The organism is Streptomyces sp. NPDC017943, assembly GCF_044328425.1.
Lineage (GTDB): Bacteria > Actinomycetota > Actinomycetes > Streptomycetales > Streptomycetaceae > Streptomyces > Streptomyces djakartensis_A.
Window position 1 is genome coordinate 1,015,051 of sequence record NZ_JBIRHH010000001.1, and the last position, 19,119, is coordinate 1,034,169.

General features: G+C 73.8%; 20 protein-coding genes. 5 read left to right on the forward strand and 15 right to left on the reverse strand.

The features are described from left to right. Positions 1-33: 33 nt before the first annotated feature. Positions 34-930, reverse strand: coding sequence for a LysR family transcriptional regulator (locus ACH4C6_RS04445; RefSeq protein ID WP_398107007.1), 897 nt, complete (start codon positions 928-930; stop codon positions 34-36). Positions 931-1,010: 80 nt separating this feature from the next. On the opposite strand from ACH4C6_RS04445, the gene ACH4C6_RS04450 reads away from it, so the two are divergent. Next, on the forward strand, positions 1,011-1,679 hold the full coding sequence (locus ACH4C6_RS04450; RefSeq protein WP_398107008.1) for an MOSC domain-containing protein: 669 nt from the start codon (positions 1,011-1,013) through the stop codon (positions 1,677-1,679). A gap of 93 nt (positions 1,680-1,772) precedes the next feature. Beyond that, a complete protein-coding gene (locus tag ACH4C6_RS04455) occupies positions 1,773-2,546 on the forward strand; it encodes an SDR family NAD(P)-dependent oxidoreductase (protein WP_398107009.1) in 774 nt (257 codons plus the stop codon). A gap of 71 nt (positions 2,547-2,617) precedes the next feature. Here the strand turns inward: ACH4C6_RS04455 and ACH4C6_RS04460 are convergent, their stop codons facing one another. The 5 genes from ACH4C6_RS04460 to ACH4C6_RS04480 form a co-directional block, all read right to left on the reverse strand. After that, the gene (locus ACH4C6_RS04460) at positions 2,618-3,145 is read right to left on the reverse strand and encodes a hypothetical protein (protein WP_398107010.1); all 528 of its coding nucleotides are present in this window, start codon (positions 3,143-3,145) and stop codon (positions 2,618-2,620) included. A gap of 120 nt (positions 3,146-3,265) precedes the next feature. Next, entirely contained in the window at positions 3,266-4,891 is a 1,626-nt protein-coding gene (gene groL, locus ACH4C6_RS04465; protein WP_398107011.1) for a chaperonin GroEL, read from the reverse strand. A gap of 116 nt (positions 4,892-5,007) precedes the next feature. After that, positions 5,008-5,316 (reverse strand): co-chaperone GroES, encoded by a 309-nt coding sequence (gene groES, locus ACH4C6_RS04470; protein WP_053135717.1) that lies wholly within the window; start codon positions 5,314-5,316, stop codon positions 5,008-5,010. Positions 5,317-5,485: 169 nt separating this feature from the next. Further along, positions 5,486-6,448, reverse strand: coding sequence for a polysaccharide deacetylase family protein (locus tag ACH4C6_RS04475; RefSeq protein WP_398107012.1), 963 nt, complete (start codon positions 6,446-6,448; stop codon positions 5,486-5,488). Then, positions 6,445-7,410 (reverse strand): polysaccharide deacetylase family protein, encoded by a 966-nt coding sequence (locus ACH4C6_RS04480; protein ID WP_398107013.1) that lies wholly within the window; start codon positions 7,408-7,410, stop codon positions 6,445-6,447. The genes ACH4C6_RS04475 and ACH4C6_RS04480 overlap by 4 nt, the downstream gene beginning before the upstream one ends. A 118-nt stretch (positions 7,411-7,528) precedes the next feature. Between ACH4C6_RS04480 and ACH4C6_RS04485 the strand changes: the two genes are divergently transcribed. After that, positions 7,529-8,728 (forward strand): methyltransferase domain-containing protein, encoded by a 1,200-nt coding sequence (locus ACH4C6_RS04485; protein WP_398107014.1) that lies wholly within the window; start codon positions 7,529-7,531, stop codon positions 8,726-8,728. Positions 8,729-8,850: 122 nt separating this feature from the next. Here ACH4C6_RS04485 and ACH4C6_RS04490 read toward each other — a convergent pair whose 3' ends face one another. Further along, positions 8,851-9,897, reverse strand: coding sequence for an LCP family protein (locus ACH4C6_RS04490; protein ID WP_398107015.1), 1,047 nt, complete (start codon positions 9,895-9,897; stop codon positions 8,851-8,853). Between the two features lie 144 nt (positions 9,898-10,041). Further along, positions 10,042-11,121: a LacI family DNA-binding transcriptional regulator gene (locus ACH4C6_RS04495; RefSeq protein WP_398107016.1), complete on the reverse strand. Its 1,080-nt coding sequence runs from the start codon at positions 11,119-11,121 to the stop codon at positions 10,042-10,044. 186 nt (positions 11,122-11,307) lie between these two features. Here ACH4C6_RS04495 and ACH4C6_RS04500 point away from each other — a divergent pair, with 186 nt between their 5' ends. Continuing rightward, complete coding sequence (locus ACH4C6_RS04500; protein ID WP_398107017.1) at positions 11,308-13,614, forward strand: glycoside hydrolase family 3 N-terminal domain-containing protein; 2,307 nt, start codon at positions 11,308-11,310, stop codon at positions 13,612-13,614. 30 nt (positions 13,615-13,644) lie between these two features. Here the strand turns inward: ACH4C6_RS04500 and ACH4C6_RS04505 are convergent, their stop codons facing one another. Genes ACH4C6_RS04505 through tsaB form a run of 4 tightly spaced genes read right to left on the reverse strand, consistent with a single transcriptional unit; the run spans position 13,645 to position 16,151 of the window. Further along, the gene (locus ACH4C6_RS04505; protein ID WP_398107018.1) at positions 13,645-13,902 is read right to left on the reverse strand and encodes a hypothetical protein; all 258 of its coding nucleotides are present in this window, start codon (positions 13,900-13,902) and stop codon (positions 13,645-13,647) included. Then, positions 13,899-15,002: a tRNA (adenosine(37)-N6)-threonylcarbamoyltransferase complex transferase subunit TsaD gene (gene tsaD / locus ACH4C6_RS04510; protein WP_398107019.1), complete on the reverse strand. Its 1,104-nt coding sequence runs from the start codon at positions 15,000-15,002 to the stop codon at positions 13,899-13,901. The genes ACH4C6_RS04505 and tsaD overlap by 4 nt, the downstream gene beginning before the upstream one ends. After that, a complete protein-coding gene (rimI, locus tag ACH4C6_RS04515; protein ID WP_398107131.1) occupies positions 14,995-15,468 on the reverse strand; it encodes a ribosomal protein S18-alanine N-acetyltransferase in 474 nt (157 codons plus the stop codon). Before rimI ends, tsaD begins: the two co-directional genes overlap by 8 nt. A gap of 29 nt (positions 15,469-15,497) precedes the next feature. Then, positions 15,498-16,151, reverse strand: a complete 654-nt coding sequence (gene tsaB / locus ACH4C6_RS04520) for a tRNA (adenosine(37)-N6)-threonylcarbamoyltransferase complex dimerization subunit type 1 TsaB (protein WP_398107020.1) — start codon at positions 16,149-16,151, stop codon at positions 15,498-15,500. Positions 16,152-16,264: 113 nt separating this feature from the next. Here tsaB and ACH4C6_RS04525 point away from each other — a divergent pair, with 113 nt between their 5' ends. Next, a complete protein-coding gene (locus tag ACH4C6_RS04525; RefSeq protein ID WP_398107021.1) occupies positions 16,265-16,828 on the forward strand; it encodes a hypothetical protein in 564 nt (187 codons plus the stop codon). An 88-nt stretch (positions 16,829-16,916) separates the two neighbouring features. Here the strand turns inward: ACH4C6_RS04525 and ACH4C6_RS04530 are convergent, their stop codons facing one another. The 3 genes from ACH4C6_RS04530 to ACH4C6_RS04540 form a co-directional block, all read right to left on the reverse strand. After that, complete coding sequence (locus tag ACH4C6_RS04530; protein ID WP_398107022.1) at positions 16,917-17,084, reverse strand: hypothetical protein; 168 nt, start codon at positions 17,082-17,084, stop codon at positions 16,917-16,919. 192 nt (positions 17,085-17,276) lie between these two features. Continuing rightward, a complete protein-coding gene (tsaE, locus tag ACH4C6_RS04535; RefSeq protein WP_398107023.1) occupies positions 17,277-17,798 on the reverse strand; it encodes a tRNA (adenosine(37)-N6)-threonylcarbamoyltransferase complex ATPase subunit type 1 TsaE in 522 nt (173 codons plus the stop codon). Next, the gene (locus ACH4C6_RS04540) at positions 17,767-19,023 is read right to left on the reverse strand and encodes an alpha/beta fold hydrolase (RefSeq protein WP_398107024.1); all 1,257 of its coding nucleotides are present in this window, start codon (positions 19,021-19,023) and stop codon (positions 17,767-17,769) included. Before ACH4C6_RS04540 ends, tsaE begins: the two co-directional genes overlap by 32 nt. Between the last annotated feature and the right edge of the window lie 96 nt (positions 19,024-19,119).

The following is a 19,119-nucleotide window of genomic DNA, read 5'->3' on the forward strand; positions in this document are numbered from 1 at the left end:
GTGCCGTTGGTCTTTGGACGCAGGGGGGAGGTGTCAGCGGCGGGCGGCCCGGGCCAGCTGGTCGAGGGTCGCCGCCACCGCCGGGACCTGGGCGAGATCGGGCAGGGTCAGCGCGACGATCTCCCGGCGCACCGCCGGCTCCAGCCGCACGGTCCGCACACCCCGGGGCCGTACGGACTCGACGGCCAACTGGGGCAGGACGGCCACACCGAGGCCGGCGCCGACCAGGCCGACCACGGCCGGGTAGTCGTCGGTGGCGAAGTCGATGCGCGGGGTGAAGCCGGCCGCCGCGCACACCTCGGTCAGCTGGCCGCGGCAGCGTGGGCAGCCGGCGATCCAGGGCTCCTCGGCGAGTTCGCCGATGGCGACGGACTGCGCCTGCGCGAGCCGGTGCCGTTCCGGCACGAGCGCGACGAGCCGGTCCGCCAGCAGGGGCCGTACGACGAGGTCGTCCCACTCCTCGGCACCCGCGGCGCCCTCGTAGCGGAAGGCGAGGGCCACGTCGCAGTCGCCCTCGCGCAGCAGGCCCACGGACGCCGGGGGTTCGGCCTCCTCCAGGGAGACGCGGGTACCGGGGTGGGCCGCGCGCAGGGCGGCGAGAGCGGTGGGGACGAGCGTGGAGCTGCCGCTGGGGAAGGAGACGAGCCGGACCCGGCCCGCGCGCAGCCCGGCGATGGCGGCGACCTCCTCCTCCGCGGCCGTCAGCCCGGAGAGGATGCCGGCCGCGTGCCGCACGAGGGCCTCGCCGGCCTGGGTCAGGCGCATCTCCCGTCCGGCGCGGATCAGCAGCGGGGTGCCCACGGAGGTCTCCAGGGCCTTCATCTGCTGGCTGACCGCGGGCTGGGTGCAGCCCAGCTCGCGGCCGGCGGCGGAGAAGGAGCCGGTGGCCGCGACGGCGCGCAGGACGCGGAGGTGGCGAGCTTCGATCACGCTTCAAGGATAAGGGACCCTTTGACCACGAAGCGAATAATGCGTCGACACTTTGGGGGCCGTTCGCCTAGCGTGCGCGCATGGAGCTGTTGTCAGTGAACCTGGGCCGCGCGAAGGCAGTCGCGTACACCGACAACCCCGAAGGGGTGACCGGGATCGACAAGAGGCCGGTGGACCGTCCCGTGCGGGTGTCCGCGCCCGGGCCGAAGGGGATCGGCGGGAGCGGGCTGGCCGGGGACGCGGTGTGCAAGCTGCAGCACCACGGCGGCGACGACCAGGCCGTGTACGCGATGGCCCGCGAGGACCTGGACGAGTGGGAGCGCGAGCTGGGCCGCACCCTGGCGGACGGGGCGTTCGGCGAGAACCTCACCACCCGGGGCCTGGACGTGTCCGGCGCGCTGATCGGGGAGCGCTGGCGGATCGGGCCCGAGGTGGTGCTGGAGATCACCTCCGGGCGGATCCCGTGCCGTACGTTCCAGGGCCATCTGGACGAGAAGGGCTGGGTGAAGCGGTTCACGCAGCGCGGTGCGCCCGGGGCGTACCTGCGGGTGATCGCGCCCGGGGAGATCCGCGCGGGCGACGCCGTCGAGGTCGTGCACCGGCCCGGGCACGACGTGACCGTGGCGCTGGCCTTCCGGGCGGCGACGACCGAGCGGGCACTGCTGCCCCGGCTGCTCGCCGCGGGCGAGGCGCTGCATCCCGAGCTGCTGACGGCGGCCCGTGAGTACCGGGACGCGTACGGCTCCTGACCGCGGCTCATCACGCCGGTCCGCGCGGGGCTTCGCCACGGACGGCCCCGCGGGCAAGCGGACGCACGGGATCCGGGTCACTACGCTTCTGCCATGACAACGGCTCTGATTACGGGATCGACGGCAGGCATCGGAGCCGCGTTCGCGCGGCGACTGGCGGCCGACGGGCACAACCTGGTGCTGGTGGCGCGGGACACCAAGCGGCTCCGGGAGCAGGCGACCGAGCTGCACGACCGGCACGGCATCGAGGCCGAGGTGCTGACGGCCGACCTCGCGGACGACAAGGGCATCGAGACGGTCGCCGACCGCCTCCGGGACCGCAGGAGCCCCGTCGACCTGCTGGTCAACAACGCCGGGTTCGGCAACAAGGGCCGCTTCCTCGAAGTGTCCATGACCGATGAGCTGCGGATGCTGAAGGTGCACTGCGAGGCGGTGCTGCGGCTGACCGCGGCAGCGACGGAGACCATGCGGGAGCGGGGCCGCGGCGGTGTCGTCAACGTCGCCTCGGTCGCGGCCTTCGTCCCGCGCGGCACGTACGGCGCCTCCAAGGCCTGGGTCGTGCAGTTCACGCAGGGCGCGGCGCGGGACCTGGCCGGCAGCGGGGTGCGGCTGATGGCGCTGTGCCCGGGGTTCGTCCGCACCGAGTTCCACGAGCGGGCCGGCATGGGCACGGACAACATCCCCGGGTGGATGTGGCTCGACGCGGACAAGCTGGTGGCGGCCGCGCTGCAGGACCTCGCCCGCGGCAAGACCCTGTCCATCCCGGACCCGCGCTACAAGGTGCTGATGGGCGCGGCGAAGCTGGTGCCGCGCGGAATGCTCGGGGCCGTCTCGTCCCGAACGGGGCGGAAGTACGGGCCGCAGTGACCCGCTGACCGCGCACGGCAGCCGCCCCCTCCCGGGCGGCGACCCGCCCCACGAGGACGCCCGGCCCGTGGTCAGAATTCCTCGACCTTCGTGCCGTTCGGGGTCTTGTAGCAGCCGGAGACGACGGTCAGGCTCAGTTTGGGTGGGTCGTTCTTCGCCATCTCCACAACCTTGACGCTCGCCTTTTTCGCGTCGTTGTCGGCGACCAGGTTCATGTTCTTGTTCCTGCTGGTGTCCGGCCCGTACGAGACGACTTTCCAACCGTGCTTCGGCAACTCCTCCTTGAGCTGCTCCATGGCCCGGCCCAACTCGGCGGCGGACGCCGGATAGAAGGTCCACGGGTGGAACACCCGGAAGTACTTCTCCGGGTCCTTGTCCGAGCACTCCGTGACACCGGCGCGGCTGTCGGATGCCTTCCCCTTCACACCGATCAAGTCGTAGAGGTCGCTGGACACCCGCTCCAACGCGTCCGCAGCCTCGGCGGAGGTGCTCGTGCCGGCGGAAGGGACCCCGCCGGGCTTGTCGTCCGTCGTGCCGCAGCCGGCCGATCCGGCGAGGGCGAGGGGAACGACGAGCGCGAGGGCACCGGGCTTCCTCACGTCGGGCCCTTTGTCCGTCTGGGTGCGGGACAGGTCATCTCGTCGTTCCCTTCGTGTGCGGGTGAACGGGCGGAGCCCCGGTCCCTCGGGGGGACCGGGGCTCCGTCGGAGCGGGTCGGCTCAGTGGGCGTGGCCGTGGCCGTGGCCCGCGGCGGCCGGCTCCTCCTCTTCCTTCTTCTCGACGACCAGGGTCTCGGTCGTGAGGAGGAGGGAGGCGATGGAGGCGGCGTTCTCCAAGGCGGAGCGGGTGACCTTGACCGGGTCGATGACGCCGGCCTTGATCAGGTCGCCGTACTCGCCGGAGGCGGCGTTGTAGCCGCTGCCCTTGTCGAGCTCGGCGACCTTGGAGACGATGACGTAGCCCTCGAGGCCGGCGTTCTCGGCGATCCAGCGCAGCGGCTCGACGGCGGCCTTGCGGACCACGGAGACACCGGTGGCCTCGTCGCCGGTCTTGTCGAGGTTGCCCTCGAGGACCTTGACGGCGTGGACCAGGGCGGAGCCACCACCGGAGACGATGCCCTCCTCGACCGCGGCGCGGGTCGCGGAGATGGCGTCCTCCAGACGGTGCTTGCGCTCCTTGAGCTCGACCTCGGTGGCGGCACCCACGCGGATGACGCACACGCCGCCGGCCAGCTTCGCGAGGCGCTCCTGGAGCTTCTCGCGGTCCCAGTCGGAGTCCGTGGTCTCGATCTCGGCCTTGATCTGGGCGACGCGGCCCTGCACGTCTTCCTTGTTGCCGGCGCCGTCGACGACCGTCGTGTCGTCCTTGGTGACGGTGACGCGGCGGGCGGAGCCGAGGACGTCCAGGCCGACCTGGTCGAGCTTGAGGCCGACCTCCTCGGAGACGACCGTGGCGCCGGTGAGGACGGCCATGTCCTGCAGCATCGCCTTGCGGCGGTCGCCGAAGCCGGGGGCCTTCACGGCGACGGCGTTGAACGTGCCGCGGATCTTGTTCACGACCAGGGTCGACAGGGCCTCGCCCTCGACGTCCTCGGCGATGATCAGCAGCGGCTTGGAGGCGTTGGCCTGGATGACCTTCTCCAGCAGCGGCAGCAGGTCCGCGATGGCGGAGATCTTGCCCTGCGTGATGAGGATGTACGGGTCGTCCAGGACGGCTTCCATGCGCTCCTGGTCCGTCACGAAGTACGGCGACAGGTAGCCCTTGTCGAAGGCCATGCCCTCGGTGAAGTCCAGCTCCAGACCGAAGGTGTTGGACTCCTCGACGGTGATGACACCGTCCTTGCCGACCTTGTCCATGGCCTCGGCGATGAGCTCGCCGACCTGCTGGTCCTGGGCGGACAGCGCGGCGACGGCGGCGATGTCGGACTTCTCGTCGATCGGGCGGGCCGAGGCGAGCAGGTCGTCGGAGACGGCCTTGACGGCGGCGTCGATGCCCTTCTTCAGGGCGGCCGGGGAGGCACCGGCGGCGACGTTCTTCAGGCCCTCGCGCACGAGCGCCTGGGCGAGCACGGTCGCGGTGGTCGTACCGTCACCCGCGATGTCGTTGGTCTTGGTCGCCACCTCCTTGACCAGCTGGGCACCGAGGTTCTCGTACGGGTCCTCGATCTCGACCTCGCGGGCGATCGTGACACCGTCGTTGGTGATGGTGGGGGCGCCGAACTTCTTGTCGATGACGACGTTGCGGCCCTTGGGGCCGATCGTCACCTTGACCGTGTCGGCAAGCTTGTTGACGCCGCGCTCGAGGGCGCGACGGGCGTCCTCGTCGAACTTCAGGATCTTCGCCATGGGAGCGTGAGCCCTCTTCCGGAAATTGGGATAACGACAACTGCGCCCCGGGCGCCCGGCTTATTGGCGATCGCGGGGGCCAGGGGCGCAGTTCAGAGCAAGGTGCTTCGGGTGAATTACTTCTCGATGATCGCGAGCACGTCGCGGGCCGAGAGGACGAGGTACTCCTCGCCGTTGTACTTCACCTCGGTGCCGCCGTACTTGCTGTAGAGCACGACGTCGCCGACGGAGACGTCGAGCGGAAGACGGTTGCCGTCCTCGAAGCGGCCCGGGCCCACGGCCAGGACGACGCCCTCCTGGGGCTTCTCCTTGGCGGTGTCCGGGATGACCAGGCCAGAGGCGGTGGTCTGCTCGGCGTCGAGCGGCTGGACCACGATGCGGTCCTCGAGCGGCTTGATGGCAACCTTGGAGCTGGTGGTCGTCACGATCCGACCTCCCCCTTCGGAGATCTCACGGGGTTAACTGTCTGAGGTGGCGACCAGGTGGATCCGTCGTCGCGGGTGCCGGACCTGCCCGTCGCTGTGTTGGCACTCTCCAGGGGGGAGTGCCAGACCCGAGACTATGACTGCGATTAGCACTCGGTCAAGCGGACTGCTAATTGCCCGCGGCGCGTCGGTCGGCCGGCCGCTCCGGCGCGCCTCCCCCGTGGTCCTCCGGGTGGTCCTTCTGGTGGTCCGGCAGGCCTTTCTCCAGGTGGTCCTCCAGCCGTCCCACCCGCAGGCCCCGGCGGTCGATCTCGCGCAACAGACTCCGCGTCCGCTCGGCGAGCGTCAGGGAGTCGGTGTCGCCGGACGGTACCGAGACGATGTCGCCCGGCCGCAGCCGCCGTGCGCCCCGGCGGTAGTCCAGCTCCCCGTCGCCGTCCAGGGACACGCGCCACAGGACGACCGCCCGGATGCCGCAGTCGGCTGCGGCGCGCAGGGTCGTCGTGTCGTAGGTGCCGTAGGGCGGCCGGAAGAGCCGGGGGCGGACGCCGAACCGGGCCCGGAGCTTGTGCTGCTGGCCGCAGATCTCCGCGCGCTGGCCGGCGTAGGGCAGTCCGCGCAGGGCGGGGTGGTCCAGCGTGTGGTTCTGGAGGGAGGCGCCGACGCCGCGCAGCCGGGCGAAGTGGGCGTAGCCGGGGCCCACGACGCTGTCGGTGAGGAACAGGCTGACGGGAAGCCGTCGTTCGCGCACCAGGTCGACGAAGCGGGGGTCGCGCTCGGCGCCGTCGTCGTAGGTGAGGAAGACGACCGGGTCGCGGGTGGCGACGCGGTCGACGACGGGCGGCAGGCCCGTCGCCCGGCGTCCGTCGACGGGAGCGGAGGCCGCCCCGGGCGCTCCGCCGTCGGCGGGAGCGGAGACCGCCCCCGAGGCCCGGCCGTCGACGGGAGCGGAGGCCGCCCCGGGCGCTCCGCCGTCGGCGGGGGCGGAGGCCTCTCCCGGAGCGGCCCCCGCGGGGGCGGGGGCCGCTCCGGGGGGCCGGCCGTCGGCGCCGCCCGGGCGCTCCCCCGGTGCCGTGGCGCAGCCGGCCAGCAGGGCCAGGCCCGCGCACAGGGCCGCGGCCCGCCGCCTCACAGGTAGTCCTCCAGCCGCCCGACGGCGTACCCCTCGGCCGTGACCTTGTTCAGGAAGCGGCGGAGCATGTCGGGCATCGTGCCCTTCCACTCGCCGGGGCCCCGGAAGTGGGTGAGCACGATGTCGCCCGGGCGCAGGTCGCGGTCCGCCTCGCGGTACTCCCAGTGGTCGGCGAAGACCTCCTCGTTCCACAGCGGGGCGTACGCGATGCCGCAGGCCTTGGCGGCCCGCAGGGTCGACCGGTCGTAGCTGCCGTAGGGCGGGCGGAAGAGGGCGGGGCGCTCGCCGAAGCGCTGCTCGATGTAGCGCTGCATGCCGCAGATCTCGCGCTTCTGCGCGCGGTAGGACATGCCGCGCAGGTCGGGGTGGTGCAGGGTGTGGTTGTTCAGGGCGACGCCCTCGGCCTGCATCCGGCGGAAGTAACGGGGGTCGTCCTCGACCAGGTAGCCGCTGAGGAACGCGGTGTAGGGGACGCCCAGTTCGCGTGTCATCCGCAGGAACGAGGGATCCTTCTCGGCGCCGTCGTCGATGGTGAGGAAGACGACCTTGTCGCGGGTGGGGACCCGGGTGAAGACGGGCGGCAGGTCCGACTCCCGGTGGTCCTCCACCTCGAAGCCCTTGCGCGTCTTGATCCTGGGCTTGCGCGCGGGGGCCGGCGGGGCGGACAGCGGTACGGCGCGCAGCCCCCACCGGCGGGCCGCGGCGACCCGGGCGGTGTGGGCGGAGCGCAGCTTGGAGGCGTAGGAGTCCAGGGCGCGGGCCGGGGGCGCCTTCAGGGGCTGCTGGCCGCCGGCCGGGACGACCGAGCGGTCGCCGCCCTGCGCGCAGCCCGAGGCGATGGCGGCCAGGGCGAGCACGGCGAGGCCGATCCGCAGACCGCCGCGCGCCCGGCCCCTGTCCTCATATGGCCAGCTTTTGTCCTCACGTGCCCGGCTTTTGTCATTTTGTACGACTGCTCGCATGGGGCCGGATCCTCGCAGCCCGCCCGTACGAACCGGCCCCGACACCGCGGCCGCTCCCCCGACGGTCCACCGACTGGCCCACACCCCCGCCGCGCCGGTCGTGGTCGACAATGATCCGGTGAACGACCTCGCACCCCTCCTCACCCCCGAAGGCCGCGCCCTCCTCGACGAGGTGCGCGACACCGACCCGGCACAGGAGCTGGCGGTGGCGACCCGGCTGCGCCGCGAGCACCCGGCCGAGCTGGTGTCGGCGGCGCTCGGGCAGGCGCGGCTGCGCCAGCGGGCGGCGGTGAAGTTCGGCGCGGAGGACGCCCGGCGGATGTTCTTCACGCCCGACGGGGTGGAGCAGTCGACCCGGGTGAGCGTGGCCGCCTACCGGGCCGGGCGGATGGCCGCCCTGGGCGTGACCTCGGTCGCCGACCTGTGCTGCGGCATCGGCGGCGACGCGATCGCGCTGGCCCGGGCGGGGATCCGGGTGCTGGCCGTGGACCGGGACCCCCGCACGGCCGAGGCGGCCCGGGCCAACGCCGAGGCACTGGGTCTGGCCGAGCTGATCGAGGTGCGCGAGGCGGACGTCGCGGACGTGGACACCGCCGGGTACGACGCCGTCTTCGCCGACCCGGCCCGGCGCGGCGGCCGGGGCCGGATCTTCGACCCGGAGGCCTACTCGCCGCCCCTGTCCTGGGCCGTGGCCGCCGCCCGCCGGGCGCCGCACGCCGCGCTGAAGGTCGCCCCGGGCATCCCGCACGAGGCGGTCCCGCAGGACGCCGAGGCGGAGTGGATCTCCGACGGCGGGGACGTGAAGGAGGCGGTGCTGTGGTTCGGCACCGCCCCGGGCGCCGTGCGCGCCACCCTGCTGCCGGGCCCGCGCAGCCTGCTCTCGCGCGGCCTGCCCGACCCGGAGGTCCGCCCGCCCGGCCGCTACCTCTATGAGCCGGACGGCGCGGCCATCCGCGCCCACCTGGTCGCCGAGGTGGCCGAGGAGGTCGGCGGCGGTCTGCTCGACGCGACCATCGCCTACGTCACGGCCGACACCCTGCACCCGACCCCGTACGCCACCGCCTACGAGATCACCGACCATCTGCCCTTCAACGTCAAGAAGCTCAAGGCCCTGCTGCGGGAGCGGCGGGTGGGCACGCTGACGGTGAAGAAGCGCGGCTCGGCGGTCGAGCCGGAGGAGCTGCGCCGCAAGGTCAAGCCGCAGGGTCCGCACGCGGCGACGGTGTTCCTGACCCGGGTCGCCGGCGCCCCGGCCATGCTCGTCGGGCACCCGGCCCGAGAGTCAGGTCCGCCCGGCGGCCCGGCGCGGCAGCGGTAGCCGCCCCCCGTCCGCCCGCGAGGGTGTACGGGCCCGGGTGCCGTCGGAAACCGGGGCGAGCCAGGCCGGGTCCGGCACGGCACCGACCCCGGGTTCTCCTCGGGTGGCGGCGCTCGCGCCGGTCACCGCAGTGACTCCCAGAGCTCGTCGACCTCCGGCTGGTCCGCGACCACCCGGTTGGGGTCGGAGGGGGCCGGCACCACGGGCATCGTGACCGTGCGGACCGCGTCGGCCGACAGACCCCGCAGGCTCCGCCCCAGCCGGCTCAGTTCCGCCAGGGAGTCCAGGCCGGTGTCCGCGGTCAGGCCCGCGGTCGCCGCGTCGGCGACCCGGTAGAGCTTCGCGGGATCGGTGAGCAGGTCCTCGGCCGCGATCTGCTCCAGCAGGGCCTTCACCAGCTTCTGCTGGAGGCCGATGCGCCCGAGGTCGCTGCCGTCGCCTATGCCGTGCCGGGTGCGGGCCAGGGCGAGGGCCCGGTCGCCGTCGAGGTGGTGGGTGCCGGCCTTCAGGTGCAGATGGCTGTCGTCGTCGGAGATGTCCTCCTCGGTGGTGACGGTGACGCCGCCGAGCGCGTCGACCAGCCGGGCGAACCCCGCGAAGTCGATCTCCAGGTAGTGGTCCATCCGCACGTGCGTCATCGCCTCGACGGTCTTCACCGCGCACACCGGACCGCCCACCTCGTACGCGCTGTTGAACATCGCGCCGTACGCCACCGCCGTCGACCCGCCGGACGGGGCCGGGCAGGAGGGGCGGGTGACCAGGGTGTCGCGCGGGATGCTCACCACCGTCGCGGCGGTCCGTCCGGCGTCGAGGTGGACGACCATCGCCGTGTCGGAGCGGGCGCCCGCGCTGTCGCCGCCGCCGAGCCGGCGGTTCTCCTCGCCGCTGCGCGAGTCCGAGCCCAGCACGAGGATGTTGAGCGCCTCGGCGGGCAGCGCGGAGTCCGCCGGCGCGGGCGAGGCGAGCGGTCGTGGCGGGCGGTCGTCGCCCAGCGCGTGGTCGATGTCGACACCGGTGATGTTGTCGTCGAGGTGCCGGTAGGCCCAGCCCGCCGCCGCGGCGCCCAGCACCAGCGCGCCCGCCAGGACCACCGCCGCGGCCCTGGGCACGTTCGGGCGCCGGCGCGCCGCTTCGCCCTCCCCGTCGCGTTCCGTCACGCCCAGGAACATAGGTCCGAATAATGTCGGCCAGGGAGTCCGGAGCGGCCTTTCTTGGGAAATTCTCAGATGGCGAAGGCTCGTCGAAACTTTCGAGCGTGCTCTCGACTTGCTTCGAATCCCTCGCCGGTCTCCCCCCGCCGCCCGGCTCCCGCGTCAGACTCCGGTCGCGGGCGCCGCCGTGCTGCTGCGGACCACCAGGCTCGTCGCCAGCTCGACCCGGGTGGCCGATGCGGCCTCCTCGTCGCGGCCGAGGTCCAGGACCAGCCGGGCCGCGGCCTCGGCCATCTCCGTCAGCGGCTGCCGCACGGTCGTCAGCGGCGGCCCCACCCAGCGCGCCACCGGCAGGTCGTCGAACCCGACCACGCTCAGGTCCTCCGGGACGCGCAGACCAAGCTCGCGGGCGGCCTCGTAGAGCCCGAGCGCCTGGAGGTCGTTCCCGGCGAAGACGGCGGTCGGCCGGTCCGGGCGGCGCAGCAGCTCCAGGCCGCGGCGGTAGCCGGTCTCGTGGTGGAAGTCCCCGGCCACGATCAGGGACGGGTCCACCGGCAGCCCGGCCGTCTCCAGCGCGGCCCGGTAGCCGTCCACCCGGGCGCGGCTGCACATCATCTGCGACGGCCCGCTGATCGCCCCGATCCTGCGGTGCCCGAGGTCGACCAGGTGCCGGGTGGCCGCGAGGCCGCCCTGCCAGTTGGTCGCACCGATCGACGGCACGTCCGCGCCGGGGTCGCCGGCCGGGTCCATCACCACGAACGGGATGGACCGGCTGGTCAGCAGCGCCCGCTGCGCCGCGTCGAGCCCGGACAGCACCAGGACCACCCCGTGCGGGCGCCGGGCCGCGACCTGGTCGGCCCAGCTCCGGCCGGGGGTGAGCCGCCCCGCGCTCTCCGACAGCACCACACTGAGCCCGGCGTCCCGGGCCACGTTCTCCACGCCGCGGATGACCTCCATCGCCCAGGCGCTCTCCAGCTCGTGGAAGACCAGGTCGAGCAGCGGGGAGCGGGTCGCCTCGGCGCGCCGGCGCCGGTAGCCGTGGACGCGCAGCAGCTCCTCCACCCGGGCGCGCGTCGCCGCGGCGACGTCCGTGCGGCCGTTGAGCACCTTCGAAACAGTCGGTGCGGAGACACCGGCCTCGCGGGCGATCTCGGCGAGCGTCGCGGTCTGCGCGGTGCGCCCCCGCGTCCGGTTCTGCGTCCGGGTTTGCGTCCGGCTTTCAACCGGCTCGGGGGAAGTCATGGCGGCGATCGTATCCCTGCGGCACCTCTTGACGAAGCCCTCGGAGCGCCATAGGTTCCCGGAACATTCGAAGTACAGCTCGAAACATTCGTAGTAGCGGGTGCGGAAGAGATCGGCTCAGCACCGTTCACGCGCTCGTGAGCACCGTTCGTTGAGAGGGCCGTCCGTCCACCCGACAGGAGCTTCATGACCACCGCGCCCTGGCGTGACCCCGCCCTGCCCGCCGCCGCCCGCGTCGACGACCTGCTGTCCCGGATGACCCTCCAGGAGAAGACCGCCCAGCTGTACGGCGTGTGGGTGGGCGCCGAGACGGACGGCGAGGGGGTCGCACCGCACCAGCACGACATGACCGTCGAGTACGACTGGGACGAGCTGATCACCCATGGGCTCGGCCAGCTCACCCGCCCCTTCGGCACCGCCCCCGTGGACCCGGTGCTCGGCGCGCGGTCCCTGGCCCGTGCCCAGCGGCGGATCGCCGCCGCCGGGCGCTTCGGCATCCCGGCGATCGCGCACGAGGAGTGCCTGGCCGGTTTCACCGCCTGGCAGGCCACGGCCTACCCCGTCCCGCTCGCGTGGGGCGCCACCTTCGATCCTCCGCTGGTCGAGGAGATGGCCCGCCGCATCGGCGAGGACCTGCGCTCGGTCGGCGTGCACCAGGGCCTCGCGCCCGTGCTGGACGTCGTCCGCGATCCGCGCTGGGGCCGGGTGGAGGAGACCATCGGCGAGGACCCGTACCTGGTGGGCACGGTCGGCGCGGCCTACGTGCGGGGGCTGGAGTCGGCCGGGGTCGTCGCCACGCTCAAGCACTTCGCCGGGTACGCCTCCTCGGCCGGCGCCCGCAACCTCGCCCCTGTCCGGGCGGGCCTGCGCGAGTTCGCGGACGTCACCCTGCCGCCCTTCGAGATGGCCCTGCGCGAGGGCGGGGCCCGCTCGGTGATGGCCGCCTACACCGAGACCGACGGCCTCCCGGCCTCCGCGGACCCGGAACTGCTCACCCGGCTGCTGCGCGAGGAGTGGGGCTTCACCGGCACCGTCGTCGCCGACTACTTCGGCATCGGCTTCCTCCAGACCCTGCACCGGGTCGCGGGCACCCCGGCCGAAGCGGCCCACGCGGCCCTCGCGGCCGGCATCGACGTCGAACTGCCCACGCTCAAGTGCTACGGCCCGCCCCTGCTGGACGCCGTCCGCTCCGGCCGGGTCCCCGAGGAGCTGGTGGACCGCGCGGCCCGCCGCGTCCTGCTCCAGAAGTGCGAACTGGGCCTGCTGGACGAGGACTGGGACACCGAGCCCGACGGCCCGGTCAGCCTGGACCCGCCGCGCAACCGGGCCCTGGCCCGCCGCCTGGCCGAGGAGTCCGTCGTCCTGCTCGACAACCCGGGCGGGCTGCTGCCGCTGGCCTCCGGCACCCGGATCGCGGTCGTCGGTCCCCGGGCGGCGGACGCCTTGGCCATGCTGGGCTGCTACTCCTTCCCCTCCCACGTCCTCACCCACCACCCCGGCGTGCCGGCCGGCATCGAGATCCCCACCGTCCTGGAGGCGCTGCGCACCGAACTGCCGGACGCGAAGGTGACGTTCGCGCAGGGCTGCGACGTGAGCGACCCGGACCGGGCCGGCTTCGAGGAGGCCGTCGCCCGCACCGCCGAGGCCGACGTGTGCGTGGCGGTGCTGGGCGACCGGGCGGGCCTGTTCGGCCGGGGCACCTCCGGCGAGGGCTGCGACGCCACCGACCTCGCCCTGCCGGGCGCCCAGGGCGATCTGCTGGACGCGCTCCTGGCCACCGGCGTTCCGGTGGTGCTGGTCCTGCTGACCGGCCGCCCCTACGCGCTGGGCCGCTGGCACGGGCGGCTGGGCGCCGTCGTCCAGGCCTTCTTCCCGGGCGAGGAGGGCGGGCCGGCCGTCGCGGGCGTCCTGTCGGGCCGCGTGAACCCCTCGGGCCGGCTGCCCGTCAGCGTGCCCCGGGTGCCCGGCGGCCAGCCCTGGACCTACCTCCAGCCGCCCCTCGGCCTCGCGGGCGAGGTCAGCAACCTCGATCCGACCCCGCTGTACGCCTTCGGCCACGGCCGCTCGTACACGGCCTTCACCTGGGAGGACGTGGCGTGCGGTGACACGGAGATCGGCACGGACGGCGCCTGCGCCCTGTCCGTCACGGTCCGCAACACCGGCGAGCGGGAGGGGGCGGAGGTCGTGCAGCTGTACCTGCACGACCCGGTGGCCTCGGTGACCCGGCCCGACGTCCGCCTCGTCGGCTACCGGCGGGTGGCGCTCTCCCCCGGCGAGGCGGCCCGCGTGACGTTCCGTTTCCACACCGACCTGTCGGCGTTCACCGACCGCTCGGGGCGCAGGGTGGTGGAGCCGGGCGCCCTGGAACTGCGCTTGGCGGCGTCCAGCACGGACGTACGCCACACGGCGCACCTCACGCTCACCGGTCCCGTCCGGGTCACCGGGGCCGGGCGGCGGCTGCGGTGCGAGACGGAGGTGACGGAGGCGGGGTGAGTCCCGGCGAGACGTGGGACCCGCTGCCGCTCAGCCTCCGTCCACCGACTCGAACCGCCACCGGTGCACCGCCCGCGTGACCAGCTCCCCATCCGGCTCGGGCAGTTCGGGCAGGTCGGCGTCGTACGGCGCGTCCCACCAGGTGATGACCAGGACCCGGTCCTGGGGCGCGCGCAGGGTCTCGCGGCGCAGCGGTGCGCGGGGCAGCTCCTGGGCGCGGGCCCAGCCGAGCAGGTCCTCGCCCCGCCCGGGCACGGCCCGCGCCTCCCACATCAGGGCGACCGTCACGAGTAGAGATTCTCCTTGCTGACCTCGTGCACGTGGTCGTGGTCGTGGCCGTGGCCGTGGCCCGGGACGTGCGGTTCGGTCACCGGCAGGGAGGAGTCGGCGGACAGGTCCCAGCCCGACGCGGCGCGGTTGCGGGCGACCATCTCGGCGCCGAGGGCGGCGACCATCGCGCCGTTGTCCGTGCACAGCTTGGGCCGCGGCACCCGCAGCCGGATCCCGGCCGCCTCGCAGCGCTCCTGGGCGAGCGCGCGCAGCCGGGAGTTGGCGGCCACGCCGCCGCCGATCATCAGGTGGTCGACGCCCTCGTCCTTGCAGGCGCGGACGGCCTTGCGCGTCAGCACGTCCACGACCGCCTCCTGGAACGAGGCCGACACGTCGCGCACGGGCACCTCCTCGCCGGCCGCCCGCCTGGCCTCGATCCAGCGGGCCACGGCCGTCTTCAGCCCGGAGAACGAGAAGTCGTAGGCCGGGTCGCGCGGGCCGGTCAGGCCGCGCGGGAAGGCGATCGCGTTCGGGTCGCCCTCCTTGGCGTACCGGTCGATGACCGGGCCGCCCGGGAAGCCGAGGTTCAGCACCCGGGCGATCTTGTCGAAGGCCTCGCCGGCGGCGTCGTCGATGGTGGCGCCCATCGGGCGGACGTCGGAGGTGATGTCCGCGGACAGCAGCAGGGAGGAGTGGCCGCCGGAGACCAGCAGCGCCATCGTCGGCTCGGGCAGCGGGCCGTGCTCCAGCTGGTCCACGCAGATGTGCGAGGCGAGGTGGTTCACGCCGTACAGGGGCTTGCCCAGGGCGTACGCGTACGCCTTCGCCGCCGAGACGCCGACCAGCAGGGCGCCGGCCAGGCCGGGGCCGGCGGTGACGGCGACGCCGTCGAGGTCGCGGGCGCTGACGCCCGCCTCCTTCAGCGCGCGGTCGATGGTGGGGACCATCGCCTCCAGGTGGGCGCGGCTCGCGACCTCGGGGACGACGCCGCCGAAGCGGGCGTGCTCGTCGACGCTGGAGGCGATCGCGTCGGCCAGCAGGGTGGTGCCGCGGACGATGCCGACGCCGGTCTCGTCGCAGGAGGTCTCGATTCCCAGTACGAGGGGTTCGTCAGCCATTGATCTCGGTTCCTTGTGCGGAGTTCTCGGGGGCGGTCAGGCGCATCACCAGGGCGTCGACGTTCCCCGGCTGGTAGTAGCCGCGCCGGACGCCGATGGGCTCGAAGCCGAAGCGCTCGTAGAGCTTCTGCGCGCGGACGTTGTCCACGCGGCACTCCAGCAGGATCTCGGCGCACTCGAAGGCGGTGGCCGCCCGCAGCAGCTCGGCGAGCAGCCGGCCGCCGAGACCGGTGCCCCACCGCTCGCGGGCGACGGCGATGGTCTGCACGTCGGCCTGGTCACCGGTGGCGACCAGCCCGGCGTACCCGACGATCCGGGAGCCGCTCTCGGCGACCACGTACCGGCGGTTGGCCTCCGGCCCGCGGGCGTGGGCCAGTTCGGACCAGAACATGCCCCGGGACCAGGCGTCCTCGGGGAAGAGGGCCCGTTCCAGCTCCAGCACGGGATCGATGTCCCACCAGCGCATCTCGCGCAGCGCGCACGTCTCGGCTTCGGTCACTTGGGGGTGACCACCTTGTAGTTCTTGGGGACCTGGGCGTCGGGCCGGCGCAGGTACAGCGGCCGCGGCGCGGGCAGTTCCTCACCCGCGGCGAGCCGCTCGGCGGCGAGCCGGGCCAGGGCGGCGGCGGACACGTGCTCGGGCTCGTGCGCCCGCGGGAAGGTGTCCGGGTAGAGCAGCGCGCCGGCGCCCACCGCGGGCAGGTTCTCGACCTGCGCGGCGATGTCGGCGGGCCGGTCGACGGCCGGGTCGGTGAGGCGGGTGCGCGAGTCGGCGTAGCGCGCCCAGTACACCTCCTTGCGGCGGGCGTCGGTGGCGACGACGAACGGGCCCTCCAGGTCGGCGGCGTAGGCGAGGCCGTCCAGCGTGCACACGCCGTGCACGGGGACGCCGAGGGCGAGCCCGAAGGTGTCCGCGGTCATCAGGCCGACGCGGAGCCCGGTGTACGGGCCGGGGCCGGTCCCGGCGACGATCCCGGTGACGGCGTCGAGCTTCAGCCCGGCCGCGGCGAGCACGCGGTCGATCGCCGGCAGCAGCAGTTCCCCGTGCCGCCGGGCGTCGACCTGACTGGACGAGGCGATGACGTCCTCGCCGTCGTGCAGCGCGACGGTGACAGCGGGCGTGGCGGTATCCAGAGCGAGCAAGAGCACGCAAACAGCCTACGGCTCCCCGGGCCCCGTGTCGGACGTACCTGCCGGGCCGTCACCTGCTGCTACCGTCACCTACCGTCACGACAGCGACGTACGACGTGAGGTGGGCGCCGGTGGCAGCCAGCAGCTCGGGAATCGTGGCCGCGCTCACCGCCGCGGCGCTCGCCACCGTCGGTTACCTCGCCCACCAGGCGGCCGAGGCAGCCCCGGCCGGCGCCGCCCGTGCCACGGGGACGGGCGCCGCACCGGCCGCCGGCACGTCGAAGGCGCCCCGGGTGAAGCGGGACCCCACCGCGTTGCCGGAGGGGTCCGGGGAGGGCGCGCGGGTCGTGTACGCACTGGGCCGCGACCGGGTGTGGCTGGTCGGCGCGAACGGCGAGGTCGCCCGCACCTTCGAGGTCGATCCGAGCGCCGTGGACCCGGCCCCCGGCCGCTACGCGGTGACGTCCCGCTCGGGCACGGTCACCGGCTCGGACGGCATCCCGGTCGAGCACGTCGTGCGTTTCACCAGCGTGGACGGTGTGGTGGTGGGCTTCAGCGCGGCGGTGGACGAGGCCAGGGCCGCGGCGGCGCCCGCCCCCGAGACGCGCACGGGCGGCATCCGCGAGTCGCGGGTGGACGGCTCGGCGATGTGGACCTTCGCGACGATCGGCCGCAAGGTCGTGGTCGTCCGCTAGCGGACCGGCGGACCGGCGGACCGGACAGGCGGGATGGCAGGCGGCCAGGCGGGCAGACAGGCAGGCGGAGTGGGCGTCCCGAGCGGGACTAGGCGGCTTCCCGGCGCTCCCCCGCGGGCCCGGAGAACCCGGGTTCGGGGGCGCGCGGGGGTGTGGAGATCAGCGCCGCCGCCTCGCAGGCCGCCAGCAGGTCGCGCATGGGCACCCCGGCGACCGCGAACGGCAGCGGCCGCCCCTTGCTCTCTGTAGCCGACATGGACGCCTCCTGAAGCGGCGGGGGCGGAAGTTAGGTAGACCTAACTACGAGCTGGGTACCATGTGACCACGCACGACGCGCCGAGCGCAACATCATGCCGACGTCTTGTCGGAACGTTCGCCACCGGATCACGGAAGCCGCCCACCCGCCGGGCCGCCCGCCCACCCGGGCCGCCCGCCCGGCGTGCTGCGTCTAGGCGGTGAGGACACCGAGGTCGGCCGAGGACCAGCGTTCCCCCACACCGGTGACCGTCAGCTGCCGGACCTCGTCGGTCGTGTCGCCGACCGCCCGGTGGATGACGACCTGGAGACGGTCCTCGGTCAGCTCCTCGACCTTGCCCTCGCCCCATTCGACGACGACCACGGAGTCGGGCAGCGACACGTCGAGGTCGAGGTCCTCCATCTCGTCCAGCCCGCCGGAGAGCCGGTAGGCGTCGACGTGGACGAGGGGCGGGCCGTCGCCGAGGGAGGGGTGCACACGGGCGATGACGAACGTCGGCGAGGTGACGGCCCCGCGGACGCCGAGCCCCTCGCCCAGGCCGCGGGTCAGCGTCGTCTTGCCCGCTCCGAGCTCCCCGCTCAGCATCACCAGGTCGCCCGCGCGCAGCAGTTTCGCGAGCCGGCGGCCCAGCTCACGCATCTGCTCGGGGGACGTGACGACGGTCTGGACGGACGATCCGGGCTCAGCCGGGCTGTGCGGTGCTGGTGCTTCCATAGCCCTTCACGGTAGCCCCTGCGGGCACGGCACCCGTGCGGGTGAGCAGGTCGGCGAGGCGGTCGGTGACCACTTCCGGGTGCTCCAGCATCACCAGGTGCCCGGCGTCCGGCACCAGCACCAGTTCCGCGTCCGGGAGCAGGTCGGCGATGGCCTCGCTGTGCTCACTGGGCGTGACCAGGTCCCGCACGCCGGCCAGCACGAGCACCGGCAGGTCGGCGAAGTGGGCCAGCGCCTCGGTCTTGTCGTGGTCGTTGAACGCCGGGTAGTACTCGGCGACCACGTCGATCGGGGTGCTCTCGATCATGCGCTCCGCGAACCGGGCCACGGCCGGGTCGACGTCCCGGGAGGCGAACGAGTACCGCTTGATGACGCCCGCGAACAGGTCCGCGGTGGCCCGGCGCCCCTTCTCCACCAGCTCGGCCCGCTGCCCCAGCGCCTTCAGCACCCCGGGCAGCACGCGCCGCACCACGTTGACGCCGGCCACCGGCAGCCCGTAGTTGACCTCGCCGAGCCGGCCCGACGACGTCCCCACGAAGGCGACCCCGACGACCCGCTCGCGGATCAGCTCCGGGTACTGGTCGGCCAGCGCCATCACCGTCATCCCGCCCATCGAGTGCCCGACCAGCACGATCGGCCCCTCGGGCGCGGCCGCGTCGATCACGGCCTTCAGGTCGCGGCCGAGCTGCTCGATGGTGACCGGCTCGTCGTCCCGGGTCTGGGCGACGCCGCGCCCGGACCGGCCGTGGCTGCGCTGGTCCCAGTGCACGGTCCGCACGACGCCGCGCAGGGCGGCCCGCTGGAAGTGCCAGGAGTCCTGGCTCAGGCAGTAGCCGTGGCTGAAGACCACGGTGACGGGGGCGGGGGCCTTGCGGCCGAAGAGCCTGCGGCGGCGCGGGCCCGCGGCCGGAGCGGCGTCGGGGTCGACGTCGTCGACCTCGTAGTACAGCTCCGTGCCGTCGTCGGCGATCGCCTTGCCGGGCATCCCGCGCAGCGCGCCGTAGGGCCCCGCCGAGTCCAGGGCGAGGCGGGCCTTCTGCCGTATGCCGCGGCCTACGGTCATCCGCTCCAGGGCGACTCCGGCGGCCGCGCCCGTGGCCACGACGCCTATCGCGACGCCGGCGAGACCGGTCGCGCGGCGCCAGCCCCCCGCCGCCCCCGCGGCGGAGGCCGCGACGGCCGCGGAGGCGACGTCGACGACGACCTCCGCACTGCTCTCGCTCACGTACCGCTCCTCTTCGCCGGGCCGCTTCGGACGGCTCGCGTTCCTGGTTCCTGTGGTTCCGGTGGTGCGAGCGCTGACTGCCGTTCTTCGCGTGAC